This is a genomic window from Marinobacter sp. H13, from assembly GCF_059072335.1.
In genome coordinates this window covers 228724-240864 of the sequence record NZ_JCACRU010000009.1, presented here as the reverse complement: position 1 = coordinate 240864, position 12141 = coordinate 228724, and the positions used below count along the sequence as shown (strand labels likewise).

Here is a 12141-nt window from a genome sequence, read left to right as displayed (position 1 = left end):
GGCGACAGCCGTGGCGTAGCCAACCGGCCTTAGTGCACACGAAAGGGCGCTTGCGCCCCGGCTGGCGGAACGCCAGGCACAAAAAAACCCGCTCAAAGGCGGGTTTTTATCATGGCTGTGGTTTAGATCATGGTACCGGTGCCGGGCTCCGGCATGGGCCACCACTCCACAACGGGTGCATCTCCGGAAATCCCGTCGACCCGCCAGCTTTCTATGCCGTGCAGGTACCGGCCAATGTCCATTGCGTAGCCTTCGCGGGATTCCACGCGGACAATGACGTTATCGCTGGGTTGCGCCTCAACCTCGGTCGGGTGAGGGTTTGCCTTGGGATCGGGCAATCGGCTCTGATTCATCACTCGTCGTCCTTAAACATTGAGGGATCCACGCCCAGCAGTCCGGCCAGTGTTGACCAAGAAACGCGACAAGCCTCGGCACTTCAGGCCGGGGAAGGATAGCGTGGCCACGGAACGTGGCCTATAATACTGTATGTACGAACAGTGGTGGATGAGCTGAATGAAACGCCTGCAAGCCTTTAAGTACGAACTCCGGCCCGATGGTCAGCAACAGCGCCTCATGCGCCGTTTCGCGGGCTCCTGCCGGTTTGTGTTCAATAAGGCGCTGGGGCTGCAAAAGGCCCGTTACGATCAGGGCGAGAAGAAGCTGAACTACGCCGGGCTCTGCAAGCAGATCACCGAATGGCGAAACGCTCCGGAAACCGTCTGGCTTGCGGAGGCTCCGGTTCACCCACTGCAACAAACACTGAAAGACTTGGAGCGGGCCTACACCAACTTTTTCGCCAAGCGGGCTGATTTCCCTCGGTTCAAAAAGAAAGGCATCTCCGACAGCTTTCGCTACCCTGACCCCAAACAAATCAAGCTCGACCAAGCGAATAATCGCCTATTCCTTCCTAAGCTGGGCTGGGTCCGGTATCGCAACAGTCGTGAAGTTCTGGGCACGGTGAAAAACGTCACCGTCAGCCAGTCGGGCGGTAGATGGTTTGTCAGTATCCAGACCGAACGTGAGGTGGAAACGCCGATCCCCAAGGGCGATGCCATCGGCATCGACCTGGGCGTGGCTCGCTTCGCCGCCTTCGACCGGCCGCTGCCGGCCTTCGAGGGTGACGACCATCTGAAGCCCCTCAACAGCTTCAAAAAACATCAGGCCCGACTGCGCAAAGCGCAGCGGGCGCTCAGTCGCAAAACCAAATTCAGCAACAACTGGAAGAAAGCGAAAGCCAAAGTTCAGCGCATCCATGCCCAGATCGGTAACGCCCGCCGCGACTATTTGCACAAAGCCACGACGACCATCAGCCAAAACCACGCGATGGTGTGTATCGAGGACTTAAAGGTGCGAAATATGTCGAAGTCAGCGGCAGGCACCGCCGATCAACCCGGACGCAACGTCCGGGCCAAATCCGGTCTGAACCGGAGCATTCTGGATCAAGGTTGGTTCGAGTTCCGCCGCCAGCTGGACTACAAGCTCCAATGGAGTGGCGGGTGGTTGGTGGCGGTACCGCCACACAACACCAGTCGAACCTGTCCGGCTTGCCGCCATGTGTCGGCAGAGAACCGCCGAACGCAATCGCTGTTCCACTGTGTCGAGTGCGATTTCAAAGAAAATGCCGACACGGTTGGCGCGATCAATGTTTTAAGGGCGGGACACGCCCGGTTCGCCTGTGAAGTGAGCGATGCAGCAAGGTCGCCAGCAGCAGGAACCCACCGAAGCGACTCAGGCAAGGCTCTATGCCCTGCCTGAGCGCCGCAGGAATCCTCGGCATTCATGCCGGGGAGGATGTCAATGAACCTCTGAGCTGCGAGCATCAAAGCCATTCCGATAGGCGCGGAGGATGCAGACGGCCTGCTCAATCAAGGCGCCCGGGTTATCCTGGGAAACCAGTGCATCACCAAGAGTGGGCATCAGGGAGTCGCCATGGCGGCCGGTTTTAATGTCGTCCATCCGGGTCCAAAGGTACGCCTTATCGTGAATTGTCTCCCGGCCAAGTGGCATAATCTCAAGGTCTCCGGCATAGACTCGGTACCCAAGCTTGTACATTTTCTCGACCAGACCGCTCAAGTAATACTCTGGCTGGTCATTGCGCTCAAAAAACGCATTCGCCCAAACAAAGCGTTTGCGCAGATCCTCCAGAGTGAAGGATTGGAAGAGCGCGATAACGTCGCTCTTCTCCATCACGTTGCGCTCGAAATGTACGTTCATGTTGCCTCCTGATTAATCCTGGATGCCGGGGTGGGGGATAAGAGCAATCTCAGCCCCGGAGGTTTCCAGAATCTCATTGGCCATTTCGGCAAAGGTGAAATTCTGCTTTTTGATCACCCGCTGAGCCTCTTCTGTCCACGCAATAGCCTCATGGGCGGCTTCCATAGTAGGCCCCGGGTTGAGCAGGCCGGCAACTTCCCAGATAAGGGCTGTCCGGAAGTCAGCGCTGGCGAGCTGCTTCAGCGCGGCCTCGGCGTTGGGGAATACAGCCTCAACACAGTCAGTCCACCGGTCCATATTCGGGTAACAGATAATCCCGATCCGGGCATTCGGATCTGAGGGCCCTTCGCCGTTTTCCGGATTCTCCAGAACGAACACCGGCTTCTCATCGCCACTTGGGGCGAGCATCAGCAGCTGGTAGCGGCCACCGGAGGCCACCGAATCGAACTCAAGGCCGTGGCGTTTGCCGATTGCTGTAATGTCGTCGGTGCTCATCTCAGTGTCCTTCTGCGTTGTTGCTGTCGGCTGGGATCTTGGCGTTAATCACCCCCAGCGCCCGGTTAACCATGTTCTGGGCCTCATTGAGGATGTCCAGTTTGTTCTCCTCATCGTGCAACCAGTGCCAGGACTGGCCGACGCCGCCCAAGCAATTGGCATCGACATGATCGTGAAGCTCACTGAAGTTGTCGATCTTCTTGAGCGTATCGTTCGAGAGGATATCCAGAAGGATAGCCCGTGATAGGCGCTGTGCCTTGAGTAAATCTGCTTTTTGCATAGTGTTCTCCTGCCTGTGTATGTTTGCCTAACCTGACGACCATTGTACCACAGAATGAACACCTTGCAAGGTGTATATCAAGCAATAGAAGCCTGATCTTCAACGGCGCCAAAGCTTACTTCAACCCAGCCAGACACGTATGCGCCGGGGTCATCACCGAGAGAGGCCACAGAGTGCTCGTCGAATTCGACATCTATGTGACTGGCGGCTGAGATATAAGCAATGGGATGGACTCCTCCTCACCTCACCGGCATCTACGTGGCAAAATGGTGAGTGATTAGCCAACCATCATGAAGATGAGGAGAAGCCCAAGTGAACATTATCCGTGTCGGTGTTGATATTGCCAAATCAGTTTTCCACGTGCACGGCGTAGACCGTCACGGCCAAACTCGATGGCAAGGCAAGTATTCTCGCAGCAAGTGGCTTGATGCCCTCAGCCGAAAAGTACCGGCCGGCGCCGAGATTGGTATGGAAGCCTGCGCGTCATCACACCACTGGGCTCGGGAACTCCAGAAGCGGGGGTATCATGTTCGGTTGATTGCCGCCCAATTTGTCAAACCTTACGTCAAGAGCAACAAGAACGACCGAGTAGACGCGGAGGCAATCTGCGAAGCCATGAGTCGCCCGAACATGCGATTTGTCGCTCCAAAGACGGTCGCTCAGCAGGATATTCAGGCTGCACATCGGATCCGGGAAGAGCTTGTGGGGCAGCGCACGGCCAAGGCCAACCAGATCCGGGGTTTAGTGGGCGAGTACGGTATTGTAGCGCCAGTGGGCATCCAGCAGCTGCGCCGGGCCTTACCAGGCTGGCTTGAAGATGCTGAGAGCGAGCTTACCGATAGTTTCCGCATTCTGCTCAATGGGTTGGCCGAGGACCTCCGGCATCTTGATGATCGCATCACAGCCCTTGATGACCGGATCACTGAGAGTGTCAGGCAGGATCCTGTAGCAAAGCGCTTAATGACATTACGCGGCGTGGGGCCGCTCACAGCCAGTGCCTTGGCAGGTGCCCTGGGCGACGGGAAGGCCTTCCGCAAAGGACGAGACTTTGCCGCTTCTCTTGGATTGACACCTCGACAGCACAGCACCGGGGGACGGGATCGTCTGTTAGGGATCAGCAAGCGCGGCGACAGTTACCTGCGCAAGCTGCTCGTTCACGGAGCACGGGCCGTGTTGCGTCATGTTGAGAGCAAAGACGACGGACTGAGTCATTGGCTCAAAGCCCTTGCCGCCCGGAAGCATGTCAATGTGGCAACGGTGGCATTGGCCAACAAAACAGCCCGTATTGCCTGGGCGCTGGTACACAACGAGGAAGCCTATAACGAAGGGCTCTCAGCGGCAGGAGTTTGAGTGGGTAGCTGCAAGGCTGAGTGTGCCAGGGTAACAACCGGCAACTTTTCAGGAGACGTCCAACACCACGATTGCATGGCATTTTGATTGATGGCGAACAGGTCGAACCGGCGCTGGGAAACCCCTAATGAACGTGGAGCCTTGAGCTCGTGTAAGCGATTGGGAACCAGTGCGCGGATAGCCCATCAGGGTCCGATGCCTACAGGGACGGCATCATTAAAGAGACCGAATACACGTAGGCAGTCGTACCTTAGTCGCGATCAGACAAAGTGCTTGCAATAGAGGAGGAGTCCATACACGAGTTCTATGTTGTCCTCGTCGGCATCCTCGTCCAGATCGTCGCACCCGGCGTCGGCGGCATCGACCCAGACCCAGCACATCACCCGGTACCCATCATCGGCAAAGGCCACGGGAAGGTCATCGGCGAATTCTACTTCACCGTCCCGGGCGTACATTTCCCGGGCGCACTCCCGGGCCTGCTTCGCTTCCTTGTACATGGTATCCACAACAAGAGCCGTATCAGGGCCGGAAAGGACGCTGGCCGCGCCATTGTAAAGAATATCCTGGGTAATGGCGGCCCGGTCAAAGTCCGTAAAGTCCGCCAGAATCGTCAAGACAGCATCCAGCGTATCGGCCCGTTGCTCAACTGAGTTGAGATTGATCGTGTACCTCATGCGTCTGCTCCCGACTCCTGGTGCTTATCCAATACGAATTTGACCATTTCCTTATTCAGTGGCATCAGTGCCAGGCCCATATCCGCAGTGCCATAGGTCACAACAACGCCACTGAGCGTCAGGTACAGATCGCTTTCACCGTCTTTCAGATAGTCGTTGAAAGACTCCTCGCTGATGGGGATGTAGGGGCGCTCAAGATGCACGACGCCGATTCCGTATTCACTTACCGACCCGGAAAGGGGGTGTAGATTGCTGCAGTCGAACTCGCGATCTGCAAACCAGCTCTGAACCGCCTGAATAACTGAAAGCCCGTCCTCGGCAGCTTGGTCAATAAACTCCGGGTTAACGTCCGCTGAAAGATCCAGGGCTCGGATTTTGGCAGCCACTTCCGCCGCAAAACCATCAAACACGGGGATCTCGCGATCAATGGATGCTTCACTGGTCCACCAGCCCCGGTAATCAACGCCTTCCTCAGGGTCTCCGGGCATGGTGATATTGTCGTAGAGCTCGCCTTCACTGTATCCCTGAAGCATCATTTCATGGGCCCGGTCCAAACCGGTCTCCTCAAGTGCTTCAAGGTGGCGCTCAGGGGTTTCTTCGGTCGTGCTCCAACGGATGTTGATAGTGATGGTCTTGGTAACCTTGAATTGAGAGCTATTGGGCATGTTGCTGGTCCCCCTGACCGGATTTGTTGATTTGGCGTAGCGGCAAACCGGACTGGCCCCACAGTGAAAGCAACTCTTCAGAGGCTTCACTGACCAGCCCCGTTTCTTTCAGCTCGTTCTTCCCAGTCAGACGAAACGTCTGGCTGTTGTAGGTCACCGGGCGTCCGGGTAACAAACTGCCGGCAGTAATGGTGACAAGGTGGATAGCCGGCGCCGGCTCAGTAAACGCTTTGAGTCGTTTCTGGCAGGCAAGGAAGTGGGCTGTGTTGCCGCAATAGGTGACGGTCAGCGGTACCCACGTTTTCAGCTGGTAACGTTTTATGGAGCGGAAAGCTTCGCGAATGGCTTCCTCGGCGGATTCCGGAGTGCCAGATTGCATAGCGCACCCTCTCAGCAATGATGGCATCGTTAGGGCCTCCATGTACTGGTCGGATTGCCAGACAGGCAGCCGAACTCGGCCCACTGGCGGAGGCGATCGGCCTCCTGATAGCAGTCCTGAATATCCCAATGATTGCCGTCCGGATCTTCTTTGATCAGCCGCTCAGCTTTGTTCTCTAGTCTGCAGGCCCTGCTCATCAGGGCCTCTTTGTTGTGTCGTTTGGTCATGCTGCCACCTCGTGTTTTCCTAACCTGAGGACCATTTTACCAGAGAGCGTACACCGTACAAGGTGTATTCGGCGTTTTTTCACGGCGCAGCCGTGGCGTAGCCAACCGGCCTCAGTGCACACGAAAGGGCGCTTGCGCCCCTGGCTGGCGGAACGCCAGGCACAAAAAAACAGGCCTCGAAAGGCCTGTTCTTGTCATCTGAGATCAATGAATGTTTCAGGGCTGGCGCATCAGCTCCGATTCTCGCCAGCCGCCACCCTCGGTGCCATCGGAAAACTTCAGGTACCAGAGGGGCTCGTTGGAGCCGTTGGGATGTGAAGCCGGATCCGGGTCAGGCATCAAGATCTTTCCCGCCTTGTTCAAGCCGGGCACAATCACCGAGTCACCAACGGTAAGGGGCAGGGGATTCGCGTTCTGAGACATGCTGGCTCCTTGGATGCGTTTGATTGATTGTTGCCCTCTACACGAGGGCAAGTGTTGGTTCTTCGATCGTGTCGGGATAGATCGTCCAGAGTTCCCACTTATCGCCAAACCCTTTGGCTTTTTCAAATTCCTCTGAGGCTAAGGCGTACGGGATAACTTCATAGGACGGACGGTCGTCCCAGTGCTCCCCGGTCGCGGTGTTGGCCACCTGATATCCGATCGGGTTCTTGTCGAGATCGAAATCCTCGGCGTTTTCGCAAACCTGCTCGAGCAGATCTTCCTCTGACTGGCCGGCGAACCAGATATCGCCATCGGCGGACTGCTCGAAGGCCTCGACCAGATCCTTGAAGTCGAAAGACACGGTGTTGCAGGGCGTCTCGTTTTCGTACTCATGGAATAGGGCGCTGACGTAAAACTGGTTCCCAGTGACGACAATCTCTGGAACACCCAGAGTGAAGTCCCCTCCGTGGTATGCAACCTCCGGTTTGGTGTACCGAGCCTCTGACAGGTCGTAACTGGAAATCAGTTCCCTGATCTGGCCGATGCGATCAAGATCGGTCTGGGTGATGGGGAAAACTGCGAGAGTAGGGCTGTGAATCAGGGCCCCGGAACTTGTAGTGATAACGACTTTGATAGATTTCATGGTGCCTCCTGGGCGAAAAACGGTTAAAGGCGAGCGACGTCCGCGGAAAATTGCTGGAAGTCCCCGCCGTAGTGTTCAGTCAGGTATGCCTGAAACTGGCGATCGTCGGGTGACACTGGGTCGTGGGTAATGGCCAGGCCGTCATCAAGGCTCTCAACGTCCACCACCGGAACAAACGTAGTCCGGGGATCTTCTCGAAGAACCAGGGTGTCCACCGGGAAGTCGTACCCGCCATCGCCGCGGATGATGAAGCTGGTACCAGGGCAATCGCCGTTGAACCAGTCATCCAGTGTGATCACCGGCAGGGTGTCCACCTGAAGTTCAAGGCGGAAAACCTCACCATAGCGCCGGGCCACGTTGGGCGATCGGGACAGAAACAGCATGTCGGCCTCGTCGCTGCGCCCCCGGTCATCCCGCCAGACGGTAAAGCCGGGCTGGGATGCGCCGTGGTAGAACATGGTGGTTTGCATGGACGCCGGCGACATGGTGTTAACCCGCGTTGTCAGTTTGAGTGTCCGGCAGATCCGCCGGCTCAAATTCGTGGCCTTCAACGTGGTATTCAGCATCAATATCACTGCTGAATACCTGATCCGGGGCCAGGGCCATGGCATGGATTTCCGCGGAGGCCGGGCCAATTTCGTTCTCAACCTGAATCTCACGGCAGCGAACGGCAGTCCGGTGAACCTCGACGGTGTAGGTGCCATAGGCAGCCGGGTCCGGGTGCCGGCGTTCATGTTCCGCCAGCGCGTACGTTGGTACCGCGTTGAAGTCGTAGGGGTTCCCGCTGAAGTAGGGCTCAATCGCCGGGGTGTTGCACTCTGGGCAGTCCTTGGCGTCGTTGAGTTCGTCTTCGACGGTCCACTCATGGAAACAGTGGGTACAGCGGTACCGGCCCTGCATCAGGTGCTGTGCGTTTACCTTGTCCAGAGCATCGTTCACCGATTTCCGAAGGGCGCTGATTTCAGTGGAGAACGGGATGTTTCCGGAGGCTACCGCCGCCAGCATATCCCGAACCTGATTCATCAGGGCTTTTTCCACGGTCATGGTGGAGGTTTCGATGGTTACTTTGGGTGCGCTCATGGATATACCTCAAGAATTAACGTAAAGGAGAAAAATTATCTTGGTCGATCATGGCTACTGCGGTGCCAAGGTGGCGCGTATCTCAGCGAGGGTGCGCCCCTCATGCGCCTGGGCGCTATCGAGCCATGATTTGGATCCCCAAACATTCCAGCCCTCAAGCCCTGCTTTAAGGGCGGGCGATTTCTGGGCCTTAAGCATTAGTGAGGCAGACAGTGCGTCTGAAAACTGGGAATCCGTCTCAAACGCACATTCCAGAGTCCGGGTGACCGGTGCCACGGCCCCCTTACGGCCATAACGTGAGAAATGGGCTGCCACTGTTTTCAGTGCTCTGTCGAAGTGCTGTATCCGCTTGGAAGTGCCGGTCATTTGCTATGCCTCTATATGTCCTAACCTGAGAACCATTTTACCATCGAGCGTACACCTTGCAAGGTGTATATAGAGAGAATAACACGGCGGCAGCCGTGGCGTAGCCAACCGGCCTCAGTGCACAAGAAAGGGCCGTAGGCCCCTTGGTTGGCGGAACGCCAGACACAAAAAAAGCCCGCAATGCGGGCTTCTCAGCAAGAGTTTTGAGGGCCTATACCTCAACCAGGTAGAACATCGATTGCGTTTCAAAACCCTTGCGACTGGGAATGTCTGGAATAGAGGCTAGATCGAAACCATCCGGCAGCAGAACAAAAGAGGGCTTTTTCAGCCAGCTCTCCATTTTCCCCGAAAGGTCTGCCAGATCTTCGGCGCCCTGGCCATCAAAGTTATAAAGCGGGCAAGACAGGTCCCAATGTGGCTCCTTACTTGGATCGTCGAAGGCGTAGCCGGAGCAAAACAGCAGCTCATCTTCAAAAATGAAGAAAAATCCCTTGTCGATATCCGTGGTGAAGCATGGATAAGGCTGGCTCAGGATTGCACGGTGAATAGCATTCCAGTTGCGGGCTATCCGCCGGTATTCCCGGCTCTCATCCCCATCATCGGACCATTCAAGATCTTCGCGTATCAATAACGGCATTTTCAGTTTCTCCTGACACTGGGAAGGGCCGGCGCTGATTCGGCGTCCATAATCGAAATTTTCGTCGCCTCTACCAGCTCATCGGACTCTTCCGGAATGATCCGGTATCCATATCCGATGTAGCTTTCCCGGAAGTAGCTTCGAAAAACCGGATCGTCGTCTGATTCATCCTGGCTGAATTTCAGCGTGATCATGTCATCGTCAAAATGGGCCTCACGCACCAGAAAATGGTGCGTTGTGGCGTCATCGACTTTGATAAAGACATTTACCCAGCGTCCTTGCTGGCTAACGATATGAGGCATTATCTCTCCCATGGATTCTTCTTAGGTGTCGCGACCCGCATGGCTGCTGCCCATAGGGAGGTTCTGTCTCCCTTGCGAATCTGGTTGAGCTCGGTCTTCAGGCTGGCGCGGTGCCAAAGGCGGCCGTCTTTGCTTCGCTCGTGAAGCAGCCCTTGATTGATCAGGTCGTCAATCAGCTCTTTCTCGAACTGGCGGGCGATCGGACAAGCGCCCATGCCAGTCGAAAAATGCTCCACAAACTGCAGACCAGGAAAGCCCGAGTTGATTGCACCATACTCGTAAAACAGTCCATGGCCTGTTATGTCTCGGTAGACCTTTCGTTTTCCTGTGTAAGCAGAGTCGAGAAGGGTCTCAGCCAGCTCCTCACGGTAGTAGGTCAGCCGGTTCAGTTTCTCGTCATCATCCAGCTCCTCACAAATGGCATAAATGTCGATCCAGCGCAGGCTGCTCTCTTTGCTTTTCCCGGACTTGATTGCCTCAACGATGCGCACCAGGCGATCGAGGGAAACCAGCCCGTTAAGATCATCCGGATGAATGTGCAGACGCTCCGGAACTTCTCCGAAAGTCCTGGCGTAGGTGCCGTCGACAATCATGTGCTCGTCGCTCAGCAGGGCGCCCATCTGTTCGTAAAAGGCATCGTTGCTTTCGGCGTCCGGGAACTGGGGGTGGCTGTTGCTGACAATGCGATAGCTGGGGGTGTGGATCCGGATGTGAACGCGCACATAGATTGATCCCGGATTGAAGCTGCTCGGCAAGGGGAGGGCGGCTGCGCCATGGAACTCGCACTTGTCGTCTGCAGAGAAGATGTCTGTCAGTTTAAGTTGGGCACTCATATCGATACCTCGGAATTCGAAAAGGGCTGGCAGCCCGTTAGCGGAAAGACTGCCAGCCAAAACTGGAATTAAGCGGCGGCCTGAATGTTTTCCGGGCCGTGGAGGAACTGGATGTTCGGGTAACGGCCGGCAGCTGCGTACAGCTCGCCGTTATCGGTGGTGCCCAGATAAACCGGGCCGTTAACGCGCTCGCCAAACTCGCGGATGGTCATCGGCTTGCCAATGGCGTCGCTCATGTCGCTGGAAGTGGTGTGAGCAACGATGGCGATGTCATCAGTGAAGAAAGGGATCGGGGTTGAGTTAATCATGGTGTTCTCCTGCCTGTGTTTGTTTGCCTAACCTGTAGAGAATTATAGCAAATCTAAGACACCTTGCAAGGTGTATTTAGTCAGGATTTCACGGCGGCAGCCGTGGCGTAGCCAACCGGCCTCAGTGCACACAAAAGGGCGCCCGCGCCCCGGCTGGCGGAACGCCAGACACAAAAAAAGCCCGCTAGGCGGGCTCTGATGCAACGGCTTATGTCAGCTGAGATATTGCAGCCAGCCGTCACCGGCCGTTCGGGGATCGATCGGCCGGCACGGGTGGTTCAGTCCGTTAACCTCACCGGTAGTCCCGGGCGCATAACGACCTGTGTTAGTCGAGTAGTCTACAACACGAAGCGGAGAGTCCGAGAGATCAGTCAGGCATGGCTCCACAGTCATCACCTGGATGTCTTCAATCGAATCGTCCGCGTTCTTGTAGCAATGAAAACTGACCCGAGCTCCTATGCCCATGGGGCCCAGCACTTCCACCCGCTGGAACCCGCCAGCCTGTTTTATTTGCTCCCCGATCGGCTTCGCCAGCATCGTAACCCAGTCGCACGGATACCCGGATTCTGGCAGGCACTTGGCCAAATGTTCTTCAAATCCTTCATCCACGCCTTCAAAGCGCAGTCGCAAAACCTCCTGATCAACCCGCTCGTTGGCGATCTGGTAGTGTCGGAAAAGATCTCTCAGTGTCCTCATCATCGGTCCTTGTGGTCTTATGTTGATACAGCGCCAGCTATCGCTGGCCTCAAGTCAGGCTCATCCCGAGCCATTTGATGTGTTTCTGAATTTGTTCTGCAGTGATTCCTGGAGCACAACTCTTGCCATTCTCGTCTACGCCTGCGATCAGAACTGGTCCTGCAACCAGCCCCGGATATAGGGGAAAACGAAAGAAACAGAAGTGCGTAAACAAGGCATCACCATCGAAAAGAATCGAATCGTCATATCGATAACCTTCAAACAGATTTTCTCCTTCGATGTAAAAGCCCTCTTCATCGAGTCGCCCCCCTGGCCCAGCGTTTATAACTGGGGTCGCCTCAATCCTGTCAGCGCCAGTCAATTCAGTGAATCGTTCAAGGGTGCCGTCGTACGGAACTTCGGTGACAGTACGGTTAACGGGATCGATGAAAATAGCGGTACGTTCTGGGGTGCTCATGATGCCTCTGCCTCTGTTGTTTGCCTAACCTGAAACCTATTTTACCAGGCATTAAACACCACGCAAGGTGTATAAATCTTAATTCCAGCGGCGCCAGCCGTGGCGTAGCCAA

At 55.8% G+C, this 12141-nt stretch carries 21 protein-coding genes; 2 read left to right on the top strand and 19 right to left on the bottom strand.

Translation table 11 applies throughout. From position 1 onward, the window contains the following. Positions 1–122: 122 nt before the first annotated feature. Positions 123–353, bottom strand: coding sequence for a hypothetical protein (locus AC5JQH_RS22670; protein ID WP_136631103.1), 231 nt, complete (start codon positions 351–353; stop codon positions 123–125). A 160-nt stretch (positions 354–513) separates the two neighbouring features. On the opposite strand from AC5JQH_RS22670, the gene AC5JQH_RS22665 reads away from it, so the two are divergent. Further along, a complete protein-coding gene (locus AC5JQH_RS22665; protein WP_136631102.1) occupies positions 514–1755 on the top strand; it encodes an RNA-guided endonuclease InsQ/TnpB family protein in 1242 nt (413 codons plus the stop codon). A gap of 39 nt (positions 1756–1794) precedes the next feature. Here the strand turns inward: AC5JQH_RS22665 and AC5JQH_RS22660 are convergent, their stop codons facing one another. From AC5JQH_RS22660 to AC5JQH_RS22650, 3 genes are read right to left on the bottom strand one after another with little or no spacing between them, the layout of a single operon-like run. Further along, positions 1795–2214, bottom strand: coding sequence for a hypothetical protein (locus AC5JQH_RS22660; RefSeq protein WP_493806118.1), 420 nt, complete (start codon positions 2212–2214; stop codon positions 1795–1797). 12 nt (positions 2215–2226) lie between these two features. After that, a complete protein-coding gene (locus AC5JQH_RS22655) occupies positions 2227–2709 on the bottom strand; it encodes a hypothetical protein (RefSeq protein ID WP_493806117.1) in 483 nt (160 codons plus the stop codon). Between the two features lies 1 nt (position 2710). Beyond that, positions 2711–2989: a hypothetical protein gene (locus tag AC5JQH_RS22650; RefSeq protein WP_493806116.1), complete on the bottom strand. Its 279-nt coding sequence runs from the start codon at positions 2987–2989 to the stop codon at positions 2711–2713. 312 nt (positions 2990–3301) lie between these two features. Here AC5JQH_RS22650 and AC5JQH_RS22645 point away from each other — a divergent pair, with 312 nt between their 5' ends. Continuing rightward, complete coding sequence (locus tag AC5JQH_RS22645; protein ID WP_200205258.1) at positions 3302–4339, top strand: IS110 family RNA-guided transposase; 1038 nt, start codon at positions 3302–3304, stop codon at positions 4337–4339. Between the two features lie 260 nt (positions 4340–4599). Here the strand turns inward: AC5JQH_RS22645 and AC5JQH_RS22640 are convergent, their stop codons facing one another. From AC5JQH_RS22640 to AC5JQH_RS22570, 15 genes are all read right to left on the bottom strand, one after another. Then, on the bottom strand, positions 4600–5013 hold the full coding sequence (locus AC5JQH_RS22640; protein WP_493806115.1) for a hypothetical protein: 414 nt from the start codon (positions 5011–5013) through the stop codon (positions 4600–4602). Further along, complete coding sequence (locus AC5JQH_RS22635; protein ID WP_493806114.1) at positions 5010–5678, bottom strand: hypothetical protein; 669 nt, start codon at positions 5676–5678, stop codon at positions 5010–5012. Before AC5JQH_RS22635 ends, AC5JQH_RS22640 begins: the two co-directional genes overlap by 4 nt. Next, a complete protein-coding gene (locus AC5JQH_RS22630) occupies positions 5668–6057 on the bottom strand; it encodes a hypothetical protein (protein ID WP_493806113.1) in 390 nt (129 codons plus the stop codon). Before AC5JQH_RS22630 ends, AC5JQH_RS22635 begins: the two co-directional genes overlap by 11 nt. Before the next feature lie 29 nt (positions 6058–6086). Beyond that, on the bottom strand, positions 6087–6284 hold the full coding sequence (locus AC5JQH_RS22625) for a hypothetical protein (RefSeq protein ID WP_493806112.1): 198 nt from the start codon (positions 6282–6284) through the stop codon (positions 6087–6089). Between the two features lie 216 nt (positions 6285–6500). Next, positions 6501–6707, bottom strand: coding sequence for a hypothetical protein (locus AC5JQH_RS22620; protein ID WP_493806111.1), 207 nt, complete (start codon positions 6705–6707; stop codon positions 6501–6503). 37 nt (positions 6708–6744) lie between these two features. Next, positions 6745–7350: a hypothetical protein gene (locus AC5JQH_RS22615; RefSeq protein WP_493806110.1), complete on the bottom strand. Its 606-nt coding sequence runs from the start codon at positions 7348–7350 to the stop codon at positions 6745–6747. A 23-nt stretch (positions 7351–7373) separates the two neighbouring features. After that, the gene (locus AC5JQH_RS22610) at positions 7374–7835 is read right to left on the bottom strand and encodes a hypothetical protein (RefSeq protein WP_493806109.1); all 462 of its coding nucleotides are present in this window, start codon (positions 7833–7835) and stop codon (positions 7374–7376) included. A gap of 4 nt (positions 7836–7839) precedes the next feature. Next, entirely contained in the window at positions 7840–8430 is a 591-nt protein-coding gene (locus AC5JQH_RS22605) for a hypothetical protein (protein ID WP_493806108.1), read from the bottom strand. A gap of 54 nt (positions 8431–8484) precedes the next feature. Beyond that, the gene (locus AC5JQH_RS22600; protein ID WP_493806107.1) at positions 8485–8796 is read right to left on the bottom strand and encodes a hypothetical protein; all 312 of its coding nucleotides are present in this window, start codon (positions 8794–8796) and stop codon (positions 8485–8487) included. Between the two features lie 211 nt (positions 8797–9007). After that, complete coding sequence (locus AC5JQH_RS22595) at positions 9008–9433, bottom strand: hypothetical protein (RefSeq protein ID WP_493806106.1); 426 nt, start codon at positions 9431–9433, stop codon at positions 9008–9010. Positions 9434–9435: 2 nt separating this feature from the next. Then, positions 9436–9735: a hypothetical protein gene (locus AC5JQH_RS22590; protein WP_493806105.1), complete on the bottom strand. Its 300-nt coding sequence runs from the start codon at positions 9733–9735 to the stop codon at positions 9436–9438. Next, positions 9735–10568: a hypothetical protein gene (locus tag AC5JQH_RS22585; protein ID WP_493806104.1), complete on the bottom strand. Its 834-nt coding sequence runs from the start codon at positions 10566–10568 to the stop codon at positions 9735–9737. The genes AC5JQH_RS22590 and AC5JQH_RS22585 overlap by 1 nt, the downstream gene beginning before the upstream one ends. 68 nt (positions 10569–10636) lie before the next feature. Then, positions 10637–10876 carry a hypothetical protein gene (locus AC5JQH_RS22580; RefSeq protein WP_372997644.1) on the bottom strand — a complete coding sequence of 80 codons (240 nt, stop codon included), beginning with the start codon at positions 10874–10876 and terminating at the stop codon, positions 10637–10639. A 213-nt stretch (positions 10877–11089) separates the two neighbouring features. Next, positions 11090–11572, bottom strand: coding sequence for a hypothetical protein (locus AC5JQH_RS22575; protein WP_493806103.1), 483 nt, complete (start codon positions 11570–11572; stop codon positions 11090–11092). 49 nt (positions 11573–11621) lie between these two features. Beyond that, on the bottom strand, positions 11622–12029 hold the full coding sequence (locus tag AC5JQH_RS22570) for a hypothetical protein (RefSeq protein ID WP_493806102.1): 408 nt from the start codon (positions 12027–12029) through the stop codon (positions 11622–11624). Between the last annotated feature and the right edge of the window lie 112 nt (positions 12030–12141).